The sequence below is a fragment of the Pirellulales bacterium genome (assembly GCA_019694455.1).
Taxonomy (GTDB): domain Bacteria; phylum Planctomycetota; class Planctomycetia; order Pirellulales; family JAEUIK01; genus JAIBBY01.
Genome location: JAIBBY010000002.1, coordinates 119,115 through 142,083 on the forward strand (window position 1 = coordinate 119,115; position 22,969 = coordinate 142,083).

Below are 22,969 nucleotides of genomic sequence, written 5' to 3' on the forward strand. Positions count from 1 at the left end.
CCTTGAACAGCACCAGCGAACCGCGGCGCGCACTGGATCGATGGTTATTGTGGTGCTGCGCCGCCGTGCTGCTTGTGGCTGGCGGCTTGTTTGCCTGGGCGACGTGGTGGCCGATACCGAGCGACGACCTGCGCCACTTGCCGGATGCAGAAGCAGTCGCCGCGCTCAGCCAGCGTGTGGTGGCGCGGCAGGGCGCACAGGCGTGGTCGCTCATGTTGGGGGCGGTGGCCTGTGGCTGCGCGGCCTTCGTCATCTTGCGTCGCTGGCGCCAGGAAACGCCCCCAGAATGACGCCGCGCGCTATTTGACGCTCATCAAATAAGCGATCAGATCGGCCATGGCCTGGGGGGTAATGTCCTTTTCCAATCCCTCGGGCATGAGCGATTGCCCGGTGGCTTGGAGCGTTTCGATCTGCGAGCGGAGGACGGTGTCGCTTTGATTCTCGGCGCGGACCAGCGACAGGCTGTTGGCGGTTTCGCCGCGAATCATGCCCGAGATGGTGCGGCCCTCGTCGGTGACGACCAGATAGGCGACGTATTGGGGATTCACTTCGCGATTGGGATCGATGACGTTGGTGAGGATCGATTCTGGCCCGCGATTTTGCATGGTGGCCAGATTGGGGCCCAGTTCGTGGCCCTGCCCATCGAGCTTGTGGCAACTGGCGCACGATTTGGCGAAGACCTGCTTGCCGCGCGCGGCGTCGCCGGCGAGCGTCAGCGCGGCGCGATATTGTTCCAGCATCTTGGCGCGGTCGGCCGGAGTATGAGCGGCCAGCAGTTTGGCGGCGCGCTCGCGAATGGCGCCGTCGGCGTGAGCCAGCAGAAACTTGGCGCGCGGGGCATCGAGGTCGCGCGGCGCCAGCCGGCCTTGCTCCAAGGCATCGAGCACCTTGGGCAGGCGATCGGGTCGGGCAAAGAGGATTTCCAGCGCGCCGCCTCGGATTGCGGGCGGCAGCGACGACCAATTTTCGATGAGCGGATCGACGACGTCGGCGCCCGCTAGCGTGGCAAGCTGCTGGAGCGCCGCCACTTGAATGAGCGTGTCTTCGCGCGGGGAAAGCAGCGCGACCAGCGGCGCCACGTCGTCTGCCGAGCTGGCCAGCCGCAGCGCGCGAACCGAAGCGGCGCGCTCGGCGACCGGTTGAGAGGGATCAAAAGCAACCTCGCGCGCGTCGGCGACGAGCTTTTCGATGCGCTGGGTGAGCTTGGTCGCGCCGGCTTCGGCCAACAGGTCGCCTAGCGTCTTGCCGGTGAGGCCATCGCTAAGCGCCAACAGCAGGTTTCCGGCGAGGCCAGGGTGCGAGTCGCAGAGCGATTCGATCTTGGCCAGCACGCGCGTCAATTCGGCCTGGTCCTTGCGGCGGGCGACCAGCCCGGCCAGATCGGCTAGCAGCGTTTGATTTTGTGGATTGGCGCAGAACTGGCTGTCGCCCCCCAGTTCGATGAGCAAGTCGCCGGCGCCTTCGGCCAGCGACGACTCGATGGCCAGCCGCATCCAACGGTCGGCGGCGTCGGAGCGGGCCAAGGCGGCAAGGGGAGCGCCGCGCGCCGGCAGCGGTAATTCGCCGAGCGTGAATGCCAGTTGGTAGCGCACGCGGGGATCGGGGTCGGCCGTCAGGGCGGCGAGTTTTTCAATCAGCTCGGTCGAGCGATCGACCTGTCGTTCCGCTAGCCGCACGGCGTGTTCGCGGACGCGCGGATGCGGATCGGCCAGCGCCGCTAGCACCGTTTCTGCACGGAGCGCGCCAAGCCCGGCCAGGGCGTAAAGCGCGTGCATCCGGGCTTGAGGAACCGCGGCCTGCAAGTCGGTGGCCAGTTTCTCCAGGGCCGGCACGGCGGCGCGATCTTGTCGCTCGTACAACAGTCGCGCGGCGGCCTCGCGCTGCCAGGCGTTTTCGTGCGCCAATAGCGCGACCAATTCGCCAGCGCTGGCGGTCGCTAGCTGCGGCAGCGGCGGTTGCCGATAGCCGTCTGGCACGACGCGGTAAATGCGCCCCCGGTCGCGGCCGCTGGTGAGATCGAGATGCTTTTTGATGACGGGCGGCAAGCTATCGGGGTGTTCGATCACCTCGCGATAGACATCGGCGATGTAGAGCGCGCCGTCGGGAGCATTGGCGAATTGCGCGGGGCGGAACCAAGTGTCGCGCGAGGCGACAAACTCGCGGCCGACATCGGCGCGGCGGGCCACTAGCTCGATGCCGCGCTCCTCGATCTTTTTGCGATGCACGATATTGCTGCCCACGTCGCCGACGAAGGCATTGCCCCGATAATCGGCGGGAAAGGCGTTGCCGCGATAGATGGTGACGCCGGTGGCGCTGGTGAAGTAGCCGGCGGCGCGGCCGCCTCCTTCAACGGGTCCCGGCACGGCGCCGGCGACGCGCAACCGCGTGCGCACGAGTCGCCACGGCTCAACCGGGCTGATGCGAAAGACTTCTGCCTGGGGGCCGTCTTCGGCAATGCTCACCCGCGCGCCGGGCGCCGCCAGCCAGGGATTGCGCGCGATGTAGCGGTCTTCGAACATCACCAGTTGAATATGATCGCTGTTGTGGCAGACGAACTTGCGCCCCCAATCGTCAAAGGTCATGCCGTGCTGCGCGCCGCCGCTCTCAGGCCGGATGTCGAGCGCGCGGGGATCGAAGGAAAAGTCGCGTCCGCTGAGCGAGATCGTCGGGCCGTCGCTGTCGGCGCGCCGAACGTCGGCGCCCGAGGAAGAGGTGGCCCCGTGAATGCGGTTGTCGAGCCCCCATTGGAAGCTGTTGACGAGACCTTGCACATTGTTGCGGGCAAAGCCGGTGAAGACCTTGCGGCGAGTTTCGGCATGGCCGTCGCCATCGGCGTCTTTGAGATACCAAATGTCGGGCGCCGCGGCGACGAACACTCCGCCGTCGTAACAGATGACCGCGGTGGGCCAGGAAAACTTTTCGGCGAAAGCCACGCTCTTTTCGAAGCGTCCATCGCCGTCGGCGTCTTCCAGCCGGCGGATCTCGCCGAGAAAATCTTTGGCCTGTTCCGAATAGTCGATCATCTCGACCACATAGAGCCGGCCCTGCTCGTCAAAGCTCATCGCCACCGGGTCGCGCAGCAAAGGTTCGGCGGCGACCTGTTCGATGCGAAAGCCAGGCTGCACGTCGAAGGTGGCCACGGCGTCGCGCGGCTCTACGGGGGGGATGCGCGGCAACTCGGCGGAGAAATCGGCGCTGGCGCTGGTGGCGGGCGGCGCCGTATCGGCTGCCCGAGACTGCGCGGTGCTGGGCGGGAGGAGCAAGAGGGCGAAGGCGAACAGCAAACGCATTACGATTCTCGCGGGGTGGCGGGCGGGATGGGGAGGGCGGGAAATGTGATCGTAACTTGCCGCGCCGCGTCGCTCAAATGCGACCAGAAAATCGAGCGATCTGCGGTTGCTTGTGCGTGTGGCCGCGCCTGCTACCATAAGTACGCTCCACGGTGGATGCAGGCGCGCCAGGCAAGCGCCGCGATCTCAGGGAGGATAACGCTTTGTCGCTTGCGCTCGATCGCGTTTACAACCAGGACTGCGTGGCCGGTTTGGCCGAGGTCGACGAGGCTTCGGTCGATCTGGTCTTTGCCGATCCGCCGTTCAACATCGGATATGAGTACGACGTTTACAACGATCGGCTCGACGCCGACGAATACCTGAACTGGTGCCGTCAATGGCTCTCGCAGATTGAGCGCGTGCTTTCGCCGAGCGGATCGTTTTGGCTGGCGATTGGCGATGAGTACGCCGCCGAACTGAAGGTGATCACGCAGCGCGAGCTGAAATTAACCTGCCGAAGCTGGGTCATCTGGTACTACACGTTTGGCGTGAACTGCGTGAACAAATTCAATCGTTCGCACGCGCACCTGTTTCACTTTGTCAAAGACGTCAAAAACTTCAAATTCAATTCCGACGCGATTCGCGTCCCCTCGGCCCGGCAACTCGTGTATGGCGACAGCCGCTCGAACCCCAAGGGTCGGCTGCCCGACGACACTTGGATCTTGCGGCCGCAAGACATGCCAGAGGGCTTTCAGCCGGACGAAGACACCTGGTTCTATTCGCGCGTGTGCGGCACATTCAAGGAGCGGGCCGGCTGGCATGGCTGCCAGATGCCCGAGCAACTCTTGGGGCGCATCATTCGCGTGTCGAGCGATGCGGGCAACGTGGTGCTCGACCCGTTCTCGGGCAGCGGCACCACGTTGGCGGTTGCGAAGAAATTGGGGCGGCGGTTCTTGGGGTTTGAACTATCGAGCGACTACGCGGCGCGCGTGAACGAGCGCTTGAAAGAGATTCAAGCGGGCGATCCGCTGAACGGTCCCGAGAATCCGCTCACCAGTTCGCCCGACACCGCCAATGGGGTGCGGCTCGAAGATCGTCTGGCGGGGCGGCCGCTGCGGCGCGGTCGCAAGCGCGCCGGTGGACCGACGCTGCCGGGCATTTGACCAGCAACCACGAGCGGCCTGCGATGAAGTTCGCCATCTGCAACGAGACGTTTCAAGACTGGCCGTTCGACCGAGCCTTCGCATTCGCTCAGGCATGCGGATACACCGGCATCGAGATCGCGCCCTTCACCTTGGCGGCGGACGCCAGGCAGATCACCGCTGACGAGCGCGCCAACGTGCGGCGACTGGCGGACCAGCACGAGTTGGACGTGATTGGCCTGCACTGGTTGCTGGCGAAGACCGAGGGGTTCCACGTCACCAGCGCCGACGAGGCGGTGCGTCGGCGGACCAGCGACTATGTAGCGGAACTCGCGCGGTTGTGCCGCGATGTGGGAGGCCGCGTGTTGGTGTTTGGCTCGCCGCTGCAGCGCAACTTACCCGCGGGGGTCACTCACGAGCAAGGGATGGAGCACGCGGCCAGCGTGTTTGGCGCGGCGCTGGCGGTGATCGAGGATTGCGACGTGGTGCTGGCGATCGAGCCGCTGGGGCCAGCGGAGGGGAACTTTTTGAACACGGCGGCGGCGGGGATCGAGCTGGTCGAGCGGATCGGCTCGCCGCACTGCCGGTTGCATTTGGACGTGAAGGCGATGTCGAGCGAGTCGACGCCGATACCGCAGATCATTCGCGCTAGCGCTCCGTATCTGGAGCACTTTCACGCCAACGACGCCAACAAGCTGGGGCCGGGATTTGGCGAGATCGACTTTGTGCCGATTTTCGAAGCGCTCGGCGAGATCGACTATCGCGGTTGGGTGTCGGTCGAGGTGTTCGACTACACTCCCGGCGTCGAACGGCTGGCGAGCGAGAGCATCGACTACATGCAAGACTGCCTAGCGCGGCTGGCCGATCGCTAACGGTAGCTCAACTCTTTCATCAGCGGCTTGGCGCGGTGTTCAAAAATGCGCCGTTCTAGCCAGCCCAGCTCCTGATACTTGTTGACGGGCCGATCTTGAATGGGCTTGAACTCGGCGCTCCAGGAGTTGTTGCGCGGTTTGTGAAAATCGAGCATTTGAGAGTCGAACTCTTCGCCGAGAAAATCGCAGATGGCGCGGACTACCGGCTCTGGCTGCTTGGTCAGGTCTTCGTAGCGCAGCTCATGGTAGTGCCCTGGCGCGAGCTTGGCGCCCGATTGACGGCCAGCGCGGACGCTGTCCATCCAGCGGGCGATGCTCCACTTGATGCGGCGCGGCGCCCAGGGCATGTTTTGCAGCGAGCGGACCACTTCATAGCCGTTGCGGATGATGTGAATGAACTGCGCCTCGGGGTAGACCTCGGCGATGAGGTCCATGCTCAGCACGTGCGCGGGGGTTTTCTCGGCCCAGCGCGGTTTGCCCGAGTGTTTGCGCAGTCGCTCGAACAGTAGCTCCACCGAATCGCGGGCCCATTGGCACATGGCGGCGCGATCGAGCGGAAAGGGATCGCCTTCGTTCATCAACTTGCGCAAGTCGCCGTTCAGTTGCGCTTCGAAGGAGACGAACAAACCCGTTTCCCAAGTGGGGCAGAAGATGCGGGGATGGGCGTCGAGAATCGACTTCATCAAGGTGGTGCCGGAACGTGGCGATCCGACCACGAAGATGGGAGCGGTTGGCAATGCGGAAGCAGCGCTGGAGTTGGTCATCGATTGGAAAGGGTTGTGGAAATGCGAAGCGAATTCATCGCGGAGAAATGGGCCCTCGTCGGCGGGCGATCGTTGGGGATCGCCGGCCTGTGGCGCCATTCTAGTTGCCGGGAACCAGGGCGACAGCCCGGCACCAGCCGGCGCTGGCTTTTTGGATTTTAACGGGGAGGCAGGAGACGAAAAACCCGCGTGACCGGCCAATCTGGTCGAGATGGGCCAGCTTTTCGATCTGGCAGTACTCGCGAGTGATGCCGGCGAAGTGGGCCGGCCAAATGCAGCGCCCATCTCCCGTTTGCTGATAGTCGGCCAGCATATTGGAGAACGGACGATCGAGGGTGTAAGCGTCGATGCCGATCACCTTGACCCCTTGTTCGACGAGCCACAGCGTGCTTTCTCGGCCGAGCCCCGGTTGGGCAAAGTAGTCGGCCGAGCCAAGTCGACGATCGGCGCCGGTCCAGAGCAGCACAATATCGAAGGGGGATAGCGTATGCTCCGCTTCGCCGAGCGCGCGCCGGAGGTCGTCGATGGCGATTAGTTCGCCCGGCGGCTTATCGCGCAAATCGAGCCGCACGCCCGGGGCAAAGCACCACTCGAGCGGCACTTGGTCGATGGTGCGCGCCGGGCGACCCTCGGAAGTGCTGCCATAGTGATACGGCGCGTCGACGTGCGTGCCGGTATGGGTGATGGCCTGTATCTCCTCCACCGCCCAGCCTTGGCCGTTGGAATAGATGAGATCGTCGGGGCGGACGCCGAAGAACTGCCGCATCTGGTCGAGCCCTTCGCCATCGTGCTTGATGTAGCGAATGCGCGCGGGCAGCGGCTCCGAGGGCGCGGCGTCTTCGAGTGGCACGCTGAGATCGACGATCTTGAATGGGCCGAACACGCGCGAGCGGCCTTTGTAAAGGCAGGCGTAACCGACCGAGCCGCCAGTTGCCGGGCAGCTTGGTGCGGCATAGTCCGCAAGCTCTTGGTCAATCGATGAAGTGGTGGTAGCGGCCCATCCAGTAGGGAAGCAGGATAAAGGCGCCGTCGTCGCGGCTGCGGCCATCGCCGCCGCCATCGAGTTCGTACGGGTCGCCGTTCCAGCGCATCACGCGGCGTTCGGCGATGGGAAGCACAAAGCGGCTGTGCTTTGCCCCGTGCCGATTCTCGGCTAGTTCGCCCAGATCATTGCGGTCGCTGTTGCGCACCGCCCATTGGGTGGTGTCGGCCGGAACCTCGCGGAACCATTCGATGCACAGATCGCGATCGTAGCTGGCCGGCTCGAGAAACGCCTTTTCCGGGCGCTTGCTGGGATCGGCCACATGCTCTGCTTGGAGGCCGGCGGCGTAGATGAAGTTGAACAACGGGCTGCGTTCGGGGCGCTCGATCTGCCAGGAGCGCTCCAGCCCGGCCATGTACACCTTGCGCAGCTCGGGGTCGCGCTCGTACCACATCAAGGGGTAGTAGACGAGGAAGGCGAGTTCGTCGTCGCTATGGTTGATCGAATCGGGCGGCCAGATCCACTTTTGCAGCACGGTGTTAATGGCATAGCCATGCTTGTCGATCAGTTCTTGCGCCGCCTTGCGGTACTTGGCGTCGCCGGTGATGTGCTCGGCCACTTTAAGGTGCGACAGCAACTCCAACGAGTTGAGACCGCGATCGTCAATCCAATACAGATCGTGGTTAAGCTTTTCGGGCGCGAAGACGCCCCAGGTGGTCGGCTTGCCGGTGGCGCCGACGTAGTAGTAGTCGTTATCGAGGATGCGATCGGTGATGCGCCGGACAACGCCGCGGATGCGCTCGCGCTCGGCCTCGTCGGCCGCCACGTCGTAGTAAATGGCGTAGGCGAAGTAATGCCCGTCAAGCTCGTCGCTGGAGGTGTCTCCCTTCCACCACCATTTGCCATCCTTGGTGCGATGCCATTCGCCGCCATGGACGTCGGCTGGGTTGAACGAGATGTCGCCCGGATAAAAGCTGCGCGCGACAAAGCCAGGGATGCCGGTGACCTCTTCCAGAAAGAGGAGCGCCTCAAGCGAGGCGGCGGCGTTCTTCTTGGCCTCGGGATCCTGCGTCACCGCGTAGCGCAGCGCCTCGGCGGCGACATAGATGCTGGTCCACAGGCCGTCGTTGTCGGAAGAGCCCTGCCAGATGCCGCCGTCGGGCTTGGTGGGATCGCCCGGATCGGTCGAACCGACCAAGCCATGGCGCACATGGCGGCGTTGCAGTTCCTGCTCGATGCCGGCGATCTTCTTTTCGAGAGTGGTTTCGCGGCGCGATAGTCGGACCACGCCCGCGGGCGTCTTGGCCCAAATCGCGCCGGCGGCGTCGATGGCGATGTCGACGACATGATCGTTGGGCAGCCAGCGACGCGAATGGAACAGGCGCCAGCGGGGCGCTTGCGGCGCGCGAAACATGAGCCCCCGTTTGGCGCCCACCCACAGCGCGCCGTCTGGCAGTCGCACGCCGCTGGTCACATCGGTGTAGGGGAGCGGTGGCTTGGCGTCGACCAGCCGCGCCAGATCGTTGGTCGACAGCTTTTCGCCCACGCTGGCGGGGAGAGCGGTTTCTTTGACCGGTTCGGAGACCCAGGCGAGATAGGTTTGATCGCTGACGCCTCCCAGTAGGCTCCAGGCCAATAGCAGCGAACGCATGCGCATCTTCTCCAACGCGAGGTGTGTGCTTATCGGTGATGGCCGCCTGGGACGCGTGTCGTGTCGGCGGCGGTTCCAATATTCTTTAGACGCGAAGATACCCCACCGTGCGGCGTCTCACTACCGGCGCGGCCCAGAATCGCTGAAATCAGCGGAATTCCGATTGTTTGCCGGCGCCGATTCTTGAACAATGTGGCGGTTTCCGAACCTTACTGGCGCCAACCGTTTCATGATCGCGTACAACCCAAAAGATTGGAGCTCGCACCTATTCGACATTCGTGGGTCGATGGTGCAAGAGATTTTTGGCCGTGTGGTGGTCAGTGTGATTTGGGCCACTATCGTCATGCTGGCCTACGAGTGGGGATGTACTTGGTTGGCCGTGCAGCCAACCATGCACACCATTATGGCGACCGCGTTGGGTTTGTTGCTGGTGATGCGCACCAATTCGTCGTACGACCGATTTTGGGAGGGGCGGCGAATGTGGGGCGCCATCGTCAACGAAACCCGCAATTTGGGGCGTGGCTGCGCGGTGTTCCTGCCACAAGATCGACAATTGGCCGCTCGGGCGATCGATTGGACAGTCGCCTTTTCCTATGCCTCGATGCACAGCCTGCGAGGCGAACGGCAGATTGGCCCCGTGGCTTCACGATTGCCGGTGGAAGAAGTGACCCAGGTGCTCGACGCCAATCATGTGCCGTTGGCGGTGGCCATCAAGATCAGCGAGACGCTGCGGACGGCGCGCGATCGCGGTTATATCAGCGATTATCTCTTGGCGATGATCGACCAGAACACGCAGCTTTTGATGGATTACATCGGCGCCTGCGAGCGCATTCATCGCACTCCGCTGCCGTTTGCTTATATGGTGCATCTGCGACGGGCGCTATTGATCTTCTGTTACACGTTGCCGTTTGCGCTGGTGCAGACCTTTGAGTGGGCGACGGTCGTGGTCTGCTTCCTCGTCAGCTACGTGTTTTTAGGAATTGAGGAAATCGGCGTGGAGATTGAAGATCCGTTTGGCTGCGATGCCAATGACTTGCCGCTGGAGCAATTTTGCGCCACGGTGGAGCGCGGGTTGCAAGACCTGATTGCGCCGACGGCCGCTAGCGAATCTCACTAGCCTGCCTCAGGATGCTGGAATCGTCAGTACAACGCTTGCGCGCACTGATTGCAGGGGCCGAAGGGAGGGCGCCGATGGCCAGGCACCGCGTGGTGATCGTGGGGGGCGGGTTTGGTGGATTGCGGGCAGCCAAGCGGTTGGGCGGCAGCGCCGTCGATGTGACGCTGCTCGATCGAGAGAACTATCACCTATTTCAGCCGCTGCTATATCAGGTGGCGACGGGCGGTTTGTCGCCCGCCAACATCGCCACACCGCTGCGGGCGATCGTCAAGCGGCATGCCAATATCCGCGTCCTGCTGGCCGAGGTGGTCGATCTGGACCCAGCCCGGCGGTGTGTCATTACCCGCGATGGCGAGGTTCCTTACGACACCCTGATCGTGGCCGCTGGCGCGCGTTCGTTCTATTTTGGGCACGACGACTGGGAACGCGTGGCGCCGGGGCTCAAGTCGGTCGAAGACGCCACGCTCATGCGCCGACGGATCTTGCTGGCGTTTGAGGCCGCGGAACAAGAGTCGCAGCCCGAGCGCTGCCGAGCCTGGCTGACCTTTGTGTTGGTGGGGGGCGGCCCCACGGGGGTGGAGTTGGCGGGCGCGATCGCCGAACTGTGCCATCACACTTTGGCGCGTGATTTTCGCAAAATCGACACGCGGTCAGCGCGCGTGCTGTTGATCGAAGCCAACTCGCGGGTGTTGTCGAACTATCCCGAGTCGTTGTCGATCGCGGCCGAACAGTCGCTGGCTCGCTTGGGCGCAACGGTCTGGACCGACGCGCGCGTGGAGGCGATTACCGCAGACGCGGTGACGGTGCGATTTGAAGATCGCCTGGAGGTGGCGCCGGCGCGGACGGTGTTCTTCACCGCCGGCGTGGCCGCGTCTCGGTTGGGCAAGGTATTGGCTGAGCGACTGGGAGCGAGTGTTGATCGCGGTGGGCGCGTGATCGTCGAGCCCGACTTGAGCGTCGCGGGGCACCCCGAGGTGTTGGTGATCGGCGACCTGGCGAACTTTCAACATGGCGGCTTGAAGAGCCCACTGCCGGGCGTGGCGCCGGTGGCGATGCAAGAGGGCGCGTATGCCGCGCGCTTGATCTTGGCCCGGCTCCACGGCGAAAACTTGCCCGCGTTCGTCTACAAGAATCGCGGCGAGTTGGCGACGATTGGCCGCGGGGCGGCGGTGGCGGATGTGAGGGGCTGGCGCTTTAGCGGCTACTTTGCCTGGCTGATGTGGCTCTTCATCCACTTGTTCAACATTGTGCAGTTTCAGAACCGTTTGCTGGTGCTTTTGCAGTGGGGCTGGAGTTACGCCACGCGCAACCGTTCGGCGCGGCTCATCACCGGACCGAGCCCGTTTCCGTTGTCGCGGCAATGCGAGCTATCGGACGCGCAGGCGCGCGAGGCTGCGTCAACCGCGGACGGAGCAAGTTAGTCGTCGCTGGTCAGGCGGAGCGGCGCTGTTCGGCCGGCAGCACGTCGCGACCGCGCAGTTGAATTTCGCATGGCCGCTGTGCGATGCGGATGCCCGCTGATTGAAAGCTGCGCGTGATGGTTTCGAGCAGTTCGTGTCGCGTGCGCGAGCCGAGCGACAGATGGGGCAGAAAGGCGGCGAACTGAAATCGCAAGGCGTCGTCGCGATAACCTTCCATATACGCAGAAGGCGCTGGCTCCTCCATGACGTTGGGATGGTCGTACGCGGCCTTGAGAATCAGCCGCTGGGCGAGCGAGATATCGGTGCCGTACTCCAGATCAAAGATCAGCGAGACGCGCACCACGTCGTCGGACAAGGTCCAGTTGACGACCTGGCCGGTGATGAATTCCTTGTTGGGGACAATCAGCTCCTTGCGGTCGCCATCGACAATGGTGGTGGCGCGCATGCGGATGCGGGAGACGGCCCCGCTGGTGCCCCCCACGGTGATCGTGTCGCCGACGCGAATCGGACGCTCGAACAAGATGATCAGGCCGGAAATAAAATTGCCGAAGATTTCTTGCAGCCCAAAGCCCAGACCCACGGAGATGGCCGCCACCAGCCATTGCACCTGGCCCCACTGGAGCCCCATCTGGCGCGAGGTCCAAGTGGCGCCGATGATCACGATGACATAACGGCTAATCGTGGTGATCGCGTAGCCGCTGCCCGGTTGCAGCGGCAGCTTTTGCAGCACGCTAATCTCCAACAGACCGGGGATGTTGCGTGCGGCCAGAAAGGTCATCATGCCGACCAGCAGACCGCCGAGCAACGAGCCGAGGGTGATGGCGTTGTCGGTCTCGCGCCCCCAGAGCACGTATTGATGCAGTTGTTCGAGGGCGGGAAGCACATCGACCCACACCGCGCACATGCCGATCATGCCGCCGCAAATGACAGCGCTTTGCAACAGATGACGAGTTTGCGTGCTGACCACGGCCAGGTCGAGCCGCGCGCTGTCCGTGGCGCTATCGGCGGCGGCCGTGGCGTCGCGATTCTCAGTCAGGGCGGCGCGGCGCTGTCGCGCCTGCTCGATCGCCAGCCGGCGGCGGACGATCACCAACAGCCGCAACAGCATGGCGTGGGTGAGCAGCAGTCCCAGCAATAATTCGATGGTGCTTTCGAGCCGCCAGGCAAGCTGCATGGCTGTGTAATAGAAGCCGGCCAGCGCCAGGCCCGCCAGCGCGAGGGGCGCGCCCACCGAAACCGGAAACCAGAGCCAGCGCAACCGGTCGAGCCATTGGCCTTGATAGCGAGCGAGCGTTTCTTCGAGCACGCCGCCGCTTGGTTTGAGCACCTGCCAGATGAACCGCGACACCGCGAACATCACCAGCACAAAGGCCGAACGTCCGAGCGCATTGCTCCAATCGTCGTTGTCCTGGCCGTACATCATGGCGGTGACCAGCACGGGCGTCAGCGTGAGCAAGATAAGTTGACGCAGGCTGCGGCGCAACAGCGCGATGCTATGCCGGGGCCAGTCGAAGTGGGCGTCGGCCAGCCCGAGCGGCCGGCAGACCTGGCGCAATAGCTCCAAAGGCAGATAGACCACCACGGTGATCAGCAGCCCCCAGCCCAGCGCCCCGGCCAGCGAGTGCGAACCGGCAACGATGAGCCGCCAGGCGAGAAAACTGACGACCAGCGGCCAGACCAGCGCGACCAGCACGGTGCAAGCGGCGGCGACGGCAGTGGGCCGAAAGGTGTCGGTGTGTCCGCGCGCGGCGATCGATCCCATCTCGTGGATGCGGGCGCGCAGGCGGCGCCGGGTGCTGAACAGCGCCACGCCGCCAGCCAGAGCAACGAGATACAACAGCGGCAAGCGCGCCGCGTCGAACAACAAAGTCTGGCCAGTGGCGATCCAATGGTTGGGATCGACGAGCCAGCGGCCCGCGGCCAGCAAGTCGGCCCGGCTGCGCAGATCGAGCGGCGCCGTGCTGCGCACCCACAGCACGCGCTCGGCGATATATTCGCGATACAGGGCGGTGTCGCGCAGATTGCGCTCGCAGTCGGCCTTGAGCTTAATCAGCCGAGTGCTGTACTCGAGATAGCTTTGCACCAAGGCGTCGAGGTTCTCGCGCTTGGTTTCCAGATGTTGGCGCAGGGCGGTGCGCAGCACCGCGGGATGCTCATCCGGATCGCCGAGCAGACGTTCGACCTCTCGCTCGGGATCGGCCAGATTGGAGCGCTCGCCAAGAAACTCGAGATAAGCCAATTGCGCTTCGCCCAGCTCGCTGGTGATCGCCTGAATGGCGCTGCGCAAGCGTTCTTCGTTGGGCAGCATCTTGATGTGTTTGTGGAGCAGCACGCCGCGATTGGCCACATCGGACCATTGGTCCTTTTCGCGCAGATTAGCGAACGGCTTGAGCGCCATCTCAGACGCCAGCCATTCGGCTTCGAAGTGCCGGCTCTTGGCGGTCAACTCGCTGGCCAGGGACTTGCGGCGATCGGCAAGCTGCGCGTTGCGCGCGGCGACCGCGCGGACGCTGGGATGAGCGCCCGCGGCGTCGACCAGCGCGGCCTCGGCCTGACGCGCCGAGCGTTCGGCTTCTTCCTGCCGGCGACGATCGACCAGTTGCCGCAGTTGCTTGAGCGACTTCTCCTCGCGCGATTGGTCGCGCGCCGCCTGATCGCGTTCGAGCGGCAAGAGTTCCGCCGTGGCGCCGTCGGCCAACGCCTCTTTTTGCAACGATTCGACTTCGGCGCGGCGGGCTAGCTTTTCGGCCAACAGCGCCGCGCGATCCATAGCCTTCAGGTCGCCAAGATTTTCAGGCGGCGCGTCGCCGAGCAGTTTTTCCAACTCCGCTACACGACCCATCGCGACGGTGGTCAGCTTGGGAATTTCAATTCGGCGCGCGACGCGGCGGCGGATCTCGCCATCGTGCTGGCCGAGTCGTTCTCCCAGAGCGACTAGCGCCGCCTGCTTGGCGGTCATGTCCTGTTCAAGCTGCGCTAGTGAGCGGCTGGCGTCGGGGGGCGTCGGCTCCTCGGGCGCCGCCGCCAGTTGCGCCTTGAGTTTTTGCACCGATTGAGGCGCGTCCGCCGCCTCTTTGTCCAACTGCGCGGAGCGGGCGACCGAGCGATCGCCGGTCTCCAGCCAGGTCAACACTTCGCGCCGGCGGTCTTGCCATTTGGTCTTGTCGGCATCGACCAGCGCCGCAGGCGGATCGGTGGCCGCGGCAAGCAGATTCTGCAGTTCGGCGCCAGCGGCGTCGTCGAACTTGCGCAGCGCATCGGAAACCATTGGCGCCGCCGCTGGTTTGACAGTCGCGTTGGCATCTTGCCCGTGAGCAAGGTCTATCCACTGAGCGCAAACCACCGCGATCGCGCAGCTCACCCAAGTAGCGCGAATTGGCCGAAATAAGATCGTTGGCTTTCGCACGTGGCAACTCCTTGCCGTGATGTCGGTTGTGGCCGCTGGCGGCAGCGTCCTGCGCCGCATGAGATGGTTTACCGGGGGGTGAGAGAGTAGCGATCAACGCCCGGCGGGTCGAGCGGAGTTCGTTGCTCAAACATCGCGCAAGGCGACCTTCCGCCGGTGGCTCCGGCGACGGTATAGTCCGCCAGCGGGGATCGCGAGGAACGTCCTTCACGGCACTACGGAATGGAGGCTGTTCGATGAGGCGGCGTCTGCTAATTCTGGCGGCGTTACTAGTCCCCTGTTTGGTCACATCATCGGCGCACGCGCATCGGAGCCATTGGAGCTTTGGCTTCTACGGCGGCGGCCCGGCCTACTATGCCCCGCCCGCCCCTTGTTACCACTACTGCGCGCCGCCTCCGCCGGTTTACGTGCGGCGTTACTACGCGCCGGCCTATTACCCACCGCCGGTTCCCTACTATTACGCCCCGCCCCGCGCCGTCTTCGGTTTTTGATCAGGTGAAGGCGGTTTGTATTACTCAGGACGGATCGTTTTTTGGGGTTCCGAAGGTTTGATAATACCGCAAGTGACGGCGGCCTGTTTTTAACAGGGCGGTTCATTTCTTTGGGTTCCGAAGGCTTGAGACTGGCGCAAGTGAGGACGACTCACTTGGGCGGGCCTGGGAAATTCTGAGATTCCCATTTCCGGCGGATCGTTGAGTCTGTTTGCGCGCGAATCTACAATTCGGTCGCTTCGAGATTTACCCCTCCTGACGACTCATTAAGGATTCGCACATGCGCTGGCAAGGCGGCAGACAAAGCGACAACGTGGAAGACCGGCGCGGTCGTGGCGCGCCGATGATGGTCACGGGCGGATTGGGGACGCTCGTCATCATCATCTTGGCGCTGTTGTTTGGCGTGAACCCGATGGCGCTGTTGGAGCAAGGGGGCGCGCCGGGGGGAGCGCAGGTGCAACAAGGCGCTCCCGGAGAAGAAGGGGCCGCGCCAGCGAACGACGAGGCGTCGCAATTTGTGCGCACCGTGCTGGCGAGCACCGAAGATGTGTGGCGGGAACTGTTCGAGCAGATGGGACGCACCTATCGCGATCCGACGTTGGTGATGTTCAGCGGACAGGTGAACTCGGCCTGCGGCATGGCCAGCGCTGCGGTGGGACCGTTCTATTGCCCGGCCGACGAAAAGGTGTACCTCGACGTGGCGTTCTTTCGGCAACTCGATGAGCAGTTTGGCGCCCCGGGCGATTTTGCGCAGGCCTATGTCATCGCCCACGAGATTGGCCATCATGTGCAAAACCAGCTTGGCACCAGCGATCAGGTGCATCAGGCGCGCGGGCGGGTGAGCGAGGCGGAGTACAACCAGTTGTCGGTGCGGTTGGAGTTGCAGGCCGACTTTTACGCTGGCGTGTGGGCGCATCACGCGCAGCAGCGCGAGCGCATCTTGGAACCGGGCGACCTGGAAGAGGCGCTGCGCGCGGCGACCGCCATTGGCGATGATCGGCTGCAGAAGCAGTCGCAAGGCTATGTGGTGCCCGACAGCTTCACGCATGGCACGTCGGAGCAGCGAATGCGCTGGTTTCGCAAGGGATTTCAGACAGGTGACATGCGGCAGGGAGACACGTTCCGCGCGGCGGAACTGTAGCACGGCGCGAGGATTGAAGTTGGCCAGTTGCCGCGCCGCCCGCGCACAATCGGGTCGCCAACGCGCTTGGCAGCAGCAAGCAGCGTTTGTTCGTTGAAATTCCCATCGATTTGACGCGCTCGCGCGCCGCGATATAATCGCGGGCTGTTGCGTTGGTGGTCGGGCGGTTTCGTCTGGGAATCGCTCGACAAACAGGGAATCCGGTGCAAACCCGGAACGGCCCCGCCGCTGTGATGAGCACAACGCGCGGACCCCACTCTGAGGCCATTGCCGCCTGCCAGGCGGCGAGAAGGCTGGGTCCGCCGCCGCTCAGAAGTCAGAAGACCTACCAACGCGGGTGGTGACAGGCGCTTTGCGAGGGACAAAGCCTGCATCGAATAGGTCGCGCGGCCGGGAGGCCGCCTGAGGAGTCGCTAATCCAGCGAGTCGCCCCGTAGTCTGCGGCGCCGGTCGCCGCGCGCCCCTGGTCTGCTCTCGCGCACTGGCGCGCGGCGGGTCACCTGCGTGCGGTGGGTCCTGCCGGCGCACAGATGGCGGCGACGCGCTGCACGCAGCGTCCACGTATGCCGGCAACCAACGAACGGCGAACCACAACGACGCGCGGCGGCGCGACGCGCTGCGCTGGTGCGCGGCGCCGGCCGCTACATGGTTTCACCTTGATTGAACTGTTGGTGGTGCTGGCGATCATCGGCATTTTGATCGCGCTGCTCCTGCCGGCGGTGCAGCAAGCGCGCGAGGCCTCGCGGCGCGCGGCGTGCGCCAACCACCTGCGGCAGATTGGCTTGGCCCTGTACGGCTATCACAACGCATGGAAGACCTTTCCGACTGGCGGCGTGGAGTATCGTCTGCCGGGAGCGCAGCATGCCGGCAAGCGGCAACTGGCATGGTCGCTCTACCTGTTGCCGTACCTGGAGCAGCAAGCGCTCTACGACACGGTGGATTTGAACCAACCATTCGACAGTCCGCGCAACGCCACGGCGGCGGCAACGGTGTTGCCGTTCTACCTTTGCCCCAGCACGGCGCGCGACAGCGATCGGATCGACGGGCGCGCCGCGCTCGATTACGGCGGCGTGTATGGCGAGCGGATCACCAGCCCCAACAATCCGCCCAAGGGGGTGATGCTGTACGACCGGTCGGTGAGCATCGAGCAGATCGAGGACGGGGCGAGCAACACGGCAGTGGTGGCCGAGTCTCCCTTTCCGGACAACCAATGGATCAACGGTCGAAATTTGTTCGACCAGTCGTTTGGGATCGGCCTGGCGCCGGTCTTTGAGCAGGACATTCGCAGCGACCATCCGGGCGGCGCGTATGTGCTGTTTGGCGATGGCGGGGCGCGATTCATCGCCGAGACCATCGCGCTACCCCCTTTGGCCGCCATGTGCACGCGCTCTGGCGGCGAACCGTACACCGAGTTTTGACTTTGCCTCACGTTTATTTAGAGCGAGGAAATGATGATCAGACGCACTGTGGCGCTGTTGGCGGCGCTGGGTTTGTGGGCCGCTCCCGCGGCGGCGACGACCGTAACCTTTGAAGACCTGGGCTTTGTTGGCGCTTTGCCGTATGAAAGCGGCGAACATTTGCCGCAAGACAAATTCACCAGCGCTGGCGTCGACTTCAACAACGACTACAGCGAGACGTTCGCCAGTTGGCGCGGCTTTGCCTATGCCAAAGACACCAACCTGGTTGATCCTTCGTATCTGAACCAATACAGCGCCTATCACCTGCCCGGGGGCGGCGGCGCGGGGGGATCGACCAATTTCGCTGTCGGCTTTTTCTACGACGACAACTTCGCGCGGATCACGTTGCCGCCGGGCGCGACGCCGGTCTCGGCCGCGCTAACCAACATCACCTACGGCGCGTTGGCCATGCGCGACGGCAACGCGTTCTCGCGCCAGTTTGGCGCGCCCCCGCCGGGCGAGGAACAAGTGCCCGCCGGCGAGTGGCCCGACTGGTTCAAGCTGACGATCACCGGTCTCGACTCGGCCGAGCAGGAGATCGGCAGCGTCGATTTCTATTTGGCCGACTATCGCGGCGACAGCGCGAGCGACTACATCATCGATCAGTGGACGACGGTGGATCTGTCGTCGCTGTCGGGCGCGCGCTATCTGACGCTCAAGGGAGCTTCGAGCGATGTCGGCGAGTGGGGGAGCAATACGCCGATGTACATGGCGCTCGACAATCTGGAGTTCAACCCGGCCGTGCCCGGCGACGCCAACGGCGACACCCTGGTGGATGGCGCCGACTACACCATTTGGGCCGACCACTTTCAGCAGTCGGGCGGATACGCGCAAGGCGACTTTAACGGTGATGGAGTGGTGGACGGCGCCGACTACACCATCTGGGCCGACCACTTTGCTCCGGCCAGCGCGGCGCTGCCGGTGCCCGAGCCCGCCACGGGCTTGCTGTTCGCGCTGGGCACGGCCAGCATGGCGCTGGGGATGCGTCGCGGCCAAAGCGCGCGCGTTCGACGCCGCGCGATCAATTGCTGACGACAAGGTTTGCGCGATCGTCGCCGGCGGACTTGCTAGCATCGCGGTGAAGTCATCGTCGCCGCGTGGTCGATCTGTCCGAAGTAACCAGCTTCAGCATTCGGCGGATCGACCATGTGGCGTTCATTCTTTCTGGCGGTCGGCATCTACGCCTGCATCCTTGGCGTGGAATGTTTGCTCATCGACAAGGCGATTCTGGCGCCGCGCGGCGGGGCGGCCGGCGTGCCGGCAGTGCGCGAGGAGTTCATGCCGCCCGACTGGGTCTCTTGGAGTCTGCTGTCGGCCGGCGCGGTGACGATCTTGTATTCGTTCACGTTGCCACAGCGAGCGCGCGGGTAGGGGCCGACGCCGTTACTCTCGCCAGTTGCCGACGCGCGCAAAGGCATAGTCGATCGCCAATAGCTCGGCGACCGTGAGTTCTCCCTGTTGCCAGGTGGCGACCACGCGGTCGAAGCCATACACGGTGTTGACCGCCACGTCGTTTGCTAGCTTGGCCAGATCGCCGTGCCCTTCCCAGCGATTGGCGCCAGCGCCGGTGACCAGTTCGGCCGAGTCGGCGCCGGTCGAGGCGTAGGCGGTGACCTTCTCAAAGCCGTAGGCCCAATGATCGAAACCGACTCCGGTCAATCGGCCGTAATCGGTCCGGCCGGTGAATTGGTCGTCTCCCGCCGAGTCGTAAAACAAAGCCTCGTCGATCCCGGTCGAAGAGCGGGCGCGAACGCTGGCGAAGCCCGTGAGCCAATTGTCGTAACCGGCGCCGACCAGCCGAACATCACCGGGCCGCGCGGTGAGTAAATCATTCCCGCGCGAATCGAAGAGCTGCGCCTGATCGAGTCCGCCGCCGCCATCGATGCGCACCTGATCGAAGCCGCGCGCTCTGAAATTGACGCGGGCGCCGGTGAGCTGCGCGCTTTCGGGTCGAGCGGTCAGCTCTTCCGAGTCGCTGACGCCAAAAAGCTCGGCGGTGTCTTGCCCGCGCGAGGCGGTGACCGTCACCGTGCGCACGCCGAACAGGTCGATTTCGTAGTTTTCTCCGGCCAGTCGCGATTGCGTCAGCCGCGCGGAAAAATGATCGTCGCCGGCTGAGTCGAAGAGGTTGGCGGTGTCGTTGCCGCCGCCGCCGTGAATTTGGACATGGCGAAAACCATTGGCCGTACTGGCCACTCCGGCGCCTTCGAACTTGACGCGATCAGGCCAGGCGCTGATGGCGTCGCCGCCGGTCGAACCGAAGACGAGCAGCGAGTCGTCGCCGCGGCCGGCTTGGATCGTCGCGCGGCGAAATCCGAAGGCGAACAACGCATGTCCGGCGTCCGCGAGGTGGGCAAGGGTTGAGGTGAGCGCCCCCCTGTCATTGCCGGCGGTGTCTTGAATGGTTGCGGTGTCGTCGCCCCCCCCCGATTGGATCACCACGGTCTCGACGCCGCTCGCCTCGAATCGATAGCCTTGACCGCTGAGGCGCGAGGAGTCGACCGTGAGTGTGGCCTGATCGATGCCAGCCGTGCCTGTCATGGAGACCACATCGGCGCCGGCGCCGCCGTCGAACGAGAACTCGTGGATCGCGCCGCCGGCCAGCGCGTACTGCACGCCGTTGATCGACAGTTGATGCGTGGCGCCAGCCTGGAAGATGACTACGTCGTCGCCCGACGTGCCAAAGACCTGCGCCCGATCGCCGGTGATGGTAATCAGATTGGTTAAACGGAAGTCAACCGCATCGCTCGCTGCGGTGACGCGCAAGGTGTAGGTCGCGCCGCCGTAGGCGCTGAAGTCGACGCGCTGACCGCCATTGGTCTGGGCGCTGGCGCCGAGGCGCTCGCCATTCGCATTGTAGACGTCGAATGCCAGTCCGGCGGCGGCAGAGGCTTCGACGCTCAACAGACCATCGCGCGTGGCCTGAAACTGAAACTGCTGCCCCGCGACGACCCGCTGATCGTTGAACTGGCTCAGGGCCACCGTGCCCCAAGCGACACGGTTCACGGCTTCGAGTCGGGCTGAGAGTTGGTAGTGTCCTATGCCGGCGCGCGAGGCGACTTCGAGCGTGTAATCTTGCCCAGCGATGACTTGGAATGTGAGCGAGTTGCCCTGGACGGCGGCGCTTTGGTCGCCGAGGAGGTGGACGGTTCCATTGAGCCAGTCGTGGCCGTCGAGAGAGACGGTGACCAGCCCGGTGGCGCCGGCGGTGAAGCGGAAGCTGTCGCAATCGTCGCGGCGGCTGATGATGCCGCTCGCGGTGGCCGTGGTGGTGAGCGCGCCTAGCGAAGATGGATCGGCGTCATCGTCACCGGGCATCACCGAGTCGATGGCGCGCTCCAGGTTGAGGCGGCGATAGTTGGCGCCGGTGAGATTGTCGTAAATGGTGTCGGCGGTGTTGCGCAGGACGGTGTAGAGGGCGTCTTCGGTCAGATTGGCGGCGCCGGCGAACTGCATGGCCTGTCGCAGCAGCACGCTGGCGCCCGCCACGTAGGGGGCGGCCATGCTGGTGCCCGAGAGCGCGGCAAAGTCGTCGTCGCGGCCATTGCGGTTGCCGAGATAGTCGGGCACGGTGCTGGTGATGTTGCGGCCCGGCGCGGCGATGACTCGATCGTTGCGCTGGCTGAAATAGCTAAGTTCGCCGTTGGCGTCGACGCTGGCGACCGGAACCACGTGGCTGCTGACGGCCGGATAGCTGAGGCCGGCGGTGTCGTAGGTGGTGAAGCTGTTGCCGGCGGCGACCGAGATAAAGATGCCGTCGGCTTGGAGCTGCGCGAACTCGTCTTCGAGCGTGGCCCAATTGGGCACGTTGCTGGCGTTCCACTGCGAGCCGATCGACAGATTGACCGTGGTGATGGGATTGGCGAAAGCGCCGCGATTCTCGTGGACCCAGCGCAGCGACTGTTCGATCCAATCGAACGAGCTGTGCCCTTGGTCGTCAAAGACGCGCAAGGCCACCAAATCGGCGCCAGGCGCGGCGCCGGCGTAGCGGCTATCGCTCGCGCCAATGATGCCGGCGACATGCGTGCCATGCGCGCCGGCCAGGCCATCGTCCCAGGGGTTGGCGTCGTTCTCGGCGAAGTCCCAGCCACCCACCACGCGATAATTGGCGCCAAAACCACCCCCTAGCGCTGCATGCGTGTAGGCGATGCCAGTGTCGATGACGGCCACCGTTTGTCCCGCGCCGTTGAACCCATACAGATTGCGAACGGCGTCGAAGGCGTCGAAGGTCGCGTTGCCGCTGCTGGCGATTGTGCCGAGCAGCGCTGGAGTGGACGAATCGTAGGGGTCCCAAGGCGCGATCGACATGGCGAGCCGCTCTTCGCAGACTTCGAATCGCAGCAGGCAGTCGCCGAGACGAGCCGAGTGTTTCGCACGCATGACGCGATATGTCCCCGCGGCGACGCCAGGGCCGCTTGAACTAACCGCGATTCATCCTGAATAGCGGCGCCAAAACGGCGTGGAGCATCCGCGTTTGCGCTGGTGGCCGCTGGGGAGCAGGCGACCGAGTAGGTTGTCTGAACGACTCTCCGAACGGAGAACTGGCTGACGAGCCGAGGCGCCTCAAGGCCGGCGATCAGTGCCGCCAAGTAGCGAAGCGGATCGCTGCTCGATGGCGATTAGTGCCGGGCCTCTTGGGCCTCGTGGAAAGATAGGTCAGCCGAGCGGGCGGCAAGGCGAATCTTGTGCCGTAATTGGCAGGTAGCCCCGGCGTTGCAAAAACGCAACGCGCCCGCGTGGCGAGGGGACAACCGCTTGGCGGCCGGCGTGCATCAGGCGTTGCCTTTTATGTACTTTTGAGGTGCGCGATTGCCGCCGCGTGAGGGGCCAATTAGCGTGGAATCTTGCCCCTGCGGCGACTTCCCACTCGAGGCCACCCCGATGCGCGCTACCCGTCCCCCACGAATCGTGCTGATGTTGACCTGTCTGGCGGCATTGTCCGCCTGTGCCGGCTGTGCCCAAGGGCGCGTCGACGCGGCGCAGCAGCCAGCGGCCAAGGCCGGTCCGGGCGCCGCGCCGCGCGAACGGCGCGCCGCGCGCACGCCGATTGTGCGCGAGCTATTAGGCGCGCTCGAACAAGTGGAGGTGGAGAGCGACGCCGATCGCGAACCGCTGCGGCAGATGCTCTACGACGCCGATGGCGAATTGCACCGCGTGCTCGGCAAGAACTCGCGCCGAGCGATCATGGAAGCGAACGAGCGCCTGCCTGCCAAGGTGATGAGCCCGTATTGAAGCGGCGCGCTGGGCGGCCAGTCG

At 64.2% G+C, this 22,969-nt stretch carries 17 protein-coding genes and 1 riboswitch; of the genes, 11 read left to right on the forward strand and 6 right to left on the reverse strand.

From position 1 onward, the window contains the following. The first annotated feature begins 2 nt into the window (after positions 1-2). Positions 3-290 (forward strand): calcium uniporter family protein, encoded by a 288-nt coding sequence (locus K1X71_01795; protein ID MBX7071854.1) that lies wholly within the window; start codon positions 3-5, stop codon positions 288-290. A 9-nt stretch (positions 291-299) separates the two neighbouring features. Here K1X71_01795 and K1X71_01800 read toward each other — a convergent pair whose 3' ends face one another. Further along, entirely contained in the window at positions 300-3,290 is a 2,991-nt protein-coding gene (locus K1X71_01800) for a c-type cytochrome (protein MBX7071855.1), read from the reverse strand. 251 nt (positions 3,291-3,541) lie between these two features. On the opposite strand from K1X71_01800, the gene K1X71_01805 reads away from it, so the two are divergent. Both K1X71_01805 and K1X71_01810 read left to right on the forward strand, forming a co-directional pair. After that, complete coding sequence (locus K1X71_01805; GenBank protein ID MBX7071856.1) at positions 3,542-4,432, forward strand: site-specific DNA-methyltransferase; 891 nt, start codon at positions 3,542-3,544, stop codon at positions 4,430-4,432. 23 nt (positions 4,433-4,455) lie between these two features. Beyond that, positions 4,456-5,283, forward strand: a complete 828-nt coding sequence (locus K1X71_01810; GenBank protein ID MBX7071857.1) for a sugar phosphate isomerase/epimerase — start codon at positions 4,456-4,458, stop codon at positions 5,281-5,283. On the opposite strand, the gene K1X71_01815 is transcribed toward K1X71_01810, so the two are convergent. From K1X71_01815 to K1X71_01825, 3 genes are all read right to left on the reverse strand, one after another. Then, positions 5,280-6,020 (reverse strand): sulfotransferase, encoded by a 741-nt coding sequence (locus K1X71_01815; GenBank protein ID MBX7071858.1) that lies wholly within the window; start codon positions 6,018-6,020, stop codon positions 5,280-5,282. The genes K1X71_01810 and K1X71_01815 overlap by 4 nt on opposite strands. A 127-nt stretch (positions 6,021-6,147) precedes the next feature. Beyond that, the gene (locus K1X71_01820; GenBank protein MBX7071859.1) at positions 6,148-6,930 is read right to left on the reverse strand and encodes a cyclase family protein; all 783 of its coding nucleotides are present in this window, start codon (positions 6,928-6,930) and stop codon (positions 6,148-6,150) included. Between the two features lie 88 nt (positions 6,931-7,018). Then, positions 7,019-8,680: a hypothetical protein gene (locus K1X71_01825; protein MBX7071860.1), complete on the reverse strand. Its 1,662-nt coding sequence runs from the start codon at positions 8,678-8,680 to the stop codon at positions 7,019-7,021. A gap of 229 nt (positions 8,681-8,909) precedes the next feature. Here K1X71_01825 and K1X71_01830 point away from each other — a divergent pair, with 229 nt between their 5' ends. Beyond that, positions 8,910-9,797 carry a hypothetical protein gene (locus K1X71_01830; protein MBX7071861.1) on the forward strand — a complete coding sequence of 296 codons (888 nt, stop codon included), beginning with the start codon at positions 8,910-8,912 and terminating at the stop codon, positions 9,795-9,797. A gap of 74 nt (positions 9,798-9,871) precedes the next feature. Next, complete coding sequence (locus tag K1X71_01835; GenBank protein MBX7071862.1) at positions 9,872-11,218, forward strand: NAD(P)/FAD-dependent oxidoreductase; 1,347 nt, start codon at positions 9,872-9,874, stop codon at positions 11,216-11,218. Between the two features lie 10 nt (positions 11,219-11,228). Here the strand turns inward: K1X71_01835 and K1X71_01840 are convergent, their stop codons facing one another. Continuing rightward, positions 11,229-14,486, reverse strand: coding sequence for a mechanosensitive ion channel (locus K1X71_01840; GenBank protein ID MBX7071863.1), 3,258 nt, complete (start codon positions 14,484-14,486; stop codon positions 11,229-11,231). A gap of 374 nt (positions 14,487-14,860) precedes the next feature. On the opposite strand from K1X71_01840, the gene K1X71_01845 reads away from it, so the two are divergent. The 5 genes from K1X71_01845 to K1X71_01865 all read left to right on the forward strand — a co-directional run bounded on the left by K1X71_01845 (position 14,861) and on the right by K1X71_01865 (position 19,084). Next, positions 14,861-15,115, forward strand: a complete 255-nt coding sequence (locus K1X71_01845) for a hypothetical protein (protein ID MBX7071864.1) — start codon at positions 14,861-14,863, stop codon at positions 15,113-15,115. Positions 15,116-15,395: 280 nt separating this feature from the next. After that, a complete protein-coding gene (locus K1X71_01850; GenBank protein MBX7071865.1) occupies positions 15,396-16,256 on the forward strand; it encodes a zinc metallopeptidase in 861 nt (286 codons plus the stop codon). Between the two features lie 147 nt (positions 16,257-16,403). After that, a riboswitch (cobalamin riboswitch) is annotated at positions 16,404-16,604 on the forward strand. Positions 16,605-16,819: 215 nt separating this feature from the next. Beyond that, the gene (locus tag K1X71_01855; protein MBX7071866.1) at positions 16,820-17,674 is read left to right on the forward strand and encodes a DUF1559 domain-containing protein; all 855 of its coding nucleotides are present in this window, start codon (positions 16,820-16,822) and stop codon (positions 17,672-17,674) included. Positions 17,675-17,707: 33 nt separating this feature from the next. Beyond that, the gene (locus tag K1X71_01860) at positions 17,708-18,745 is read left to right on the forward strand and encodes a DUF4465 domain-containing protein (protein MBX7071867.1); all 1,038 of its coding nucleotides are present in this window, start codon (positions 17,708-17,710) and stop codon (positions 18,743-18,745) included. Positions 18,746-18,859: 114 nt separating this feature from the next. Further along, the gene (locus tag K1X71_01865; GenBank protein ID MBX7071868.1) at positions 18,860-19,084 is read left to right on the forward strand and encodes a hypothetical protein; all 225 of its coding nucleotides are present in this window, start codon (positions 18,860-18,862) and stop codon (positions 19,082-19,084) included. 12 nt (positions 19,085-19,096) lie between these two features. Here K1X71_01865 and K1X71_01870 read toward each other — a convergent pair whose 3' ends face one another. Next, positions 19,097-22,021, reverse strand: a complete 2,925-nt coding sequence (locus tag K1X71_01870) for a S8 family serine peptidase (GenBank protein ID MBX7071869.1) — start codon at positions 22,019-22,021, stop codon at positions 19,097-19,099. Between the two features lie 573 nt (positions 22,022-22,594). On the opposite strand from K1X71_01870, the gene K1X71_01875 reads away from it, so the two are divergent. Further along, complete coding sequence (locus K1X71_01875; protein MBX7071870.1) at positions 22,595-22,945, forward strand: hypothetical protein; 351 nt, start codon at positions 22,595-22,597, stop codon at positions 22,943-22,945. Positions 22,946-22,969 lie beyond the last annotated feature (24 nt).

Excerpts from the sequence above, each read along its gene's own strand:
- K1X71_01875 (MBX7071870.1), top strand. The coding sequence starts at position 22,595 with ATGCGCGCTACCCGTCCCCCACGAATCGTGCTGATGTTGACCTGTCTG.
- K1X71_01835 (MBX7071862.1), top strand. The coding sequence starts at position 9,872 with ATGGCCAGGCACCGCGTGGTGATCGTGGGGGGCGGGTTTGGTGGATTG.
- K1X71_01865 (MBX7071868.1), top strand. The coding sequence starts at position 18,860 with ATGTGGCGTTCATTCTTTCTGGCGGTCGGCATCTACGCCTGCATCCTT.
- K1X71_01870 (MBX7071869.1), bottom strand. The coding sequence starts at position 22,021 with ATGTCGATCGCGCCTTGGGACCCCTACGATTCGTCCACTCCAGCGCTG.
- K1X71_01800 (MBX7071855.1), bottom strand. The coding sequence starts at position 3,290 with ATGCGTTTGCTGTTCGCCTTCGCCCTCTTGCTCCTCCCGCCCAGCACC.
- K1X71_01855 (MBX7071866.1), top strand. The coding sequence starts at position 16,820 with ATGCCGGCAACCAACGAACGGCGAACCACAACGACGCGCGGCGGCGCG.
- K1X71_01840 (MBX7071863.1), bottom strand. The coding sequence starts at position 14,486 with ATGGTTTCCGATGCGCTGCGCAAGTTCGACGACGCCGCTGGCGCCGAA.
- K1X71_01850 (MBX7071865.1), top strand. The coding sequence starts at position 15,396 with ATGCGCTGGCAAGGCGGCAGACAAAGCGACAACGTGGAAGACCGGCGC.
- K1X71_01830 (MBX7071861.1), top strand. The coding sequence starts at position 8,910 with ATGATCGCGTACAACCCAAAAGATTGGAGCTCGCACCTATTCGACATT.
- K1X71_01860 (MBX7071867.1), top strand. The coding sequence starts at position 17,708 with ATGATCAGACGCACTGTGGCGCTGTTGGCGGCGCTGGGTTTGTGGGCC.
- K1X71_01810 (MBX7071857.1), top strand. The coding sequence starts at position 4,456 with ATGAAGTTCGCCATCTGCAACGAGACGTTTCAAGACTGGCCGTTCGAC.
- K1X71_01825 (MBX7071860.1), bottom strand. The coding sequence starts at position 8,680 with ATGCGTTCGCTGCTATTGGCCTGGAGCCTACTGGGAGGCGTCAGCGAT.
- K1X71_01845 (MBX7071864.1), top strand. The coding sequence starts at position 14,861 with ATGAGGCGGCGTCTGCTAATTCTGGCGGCGTTACTAGTCCCCTGTTTG.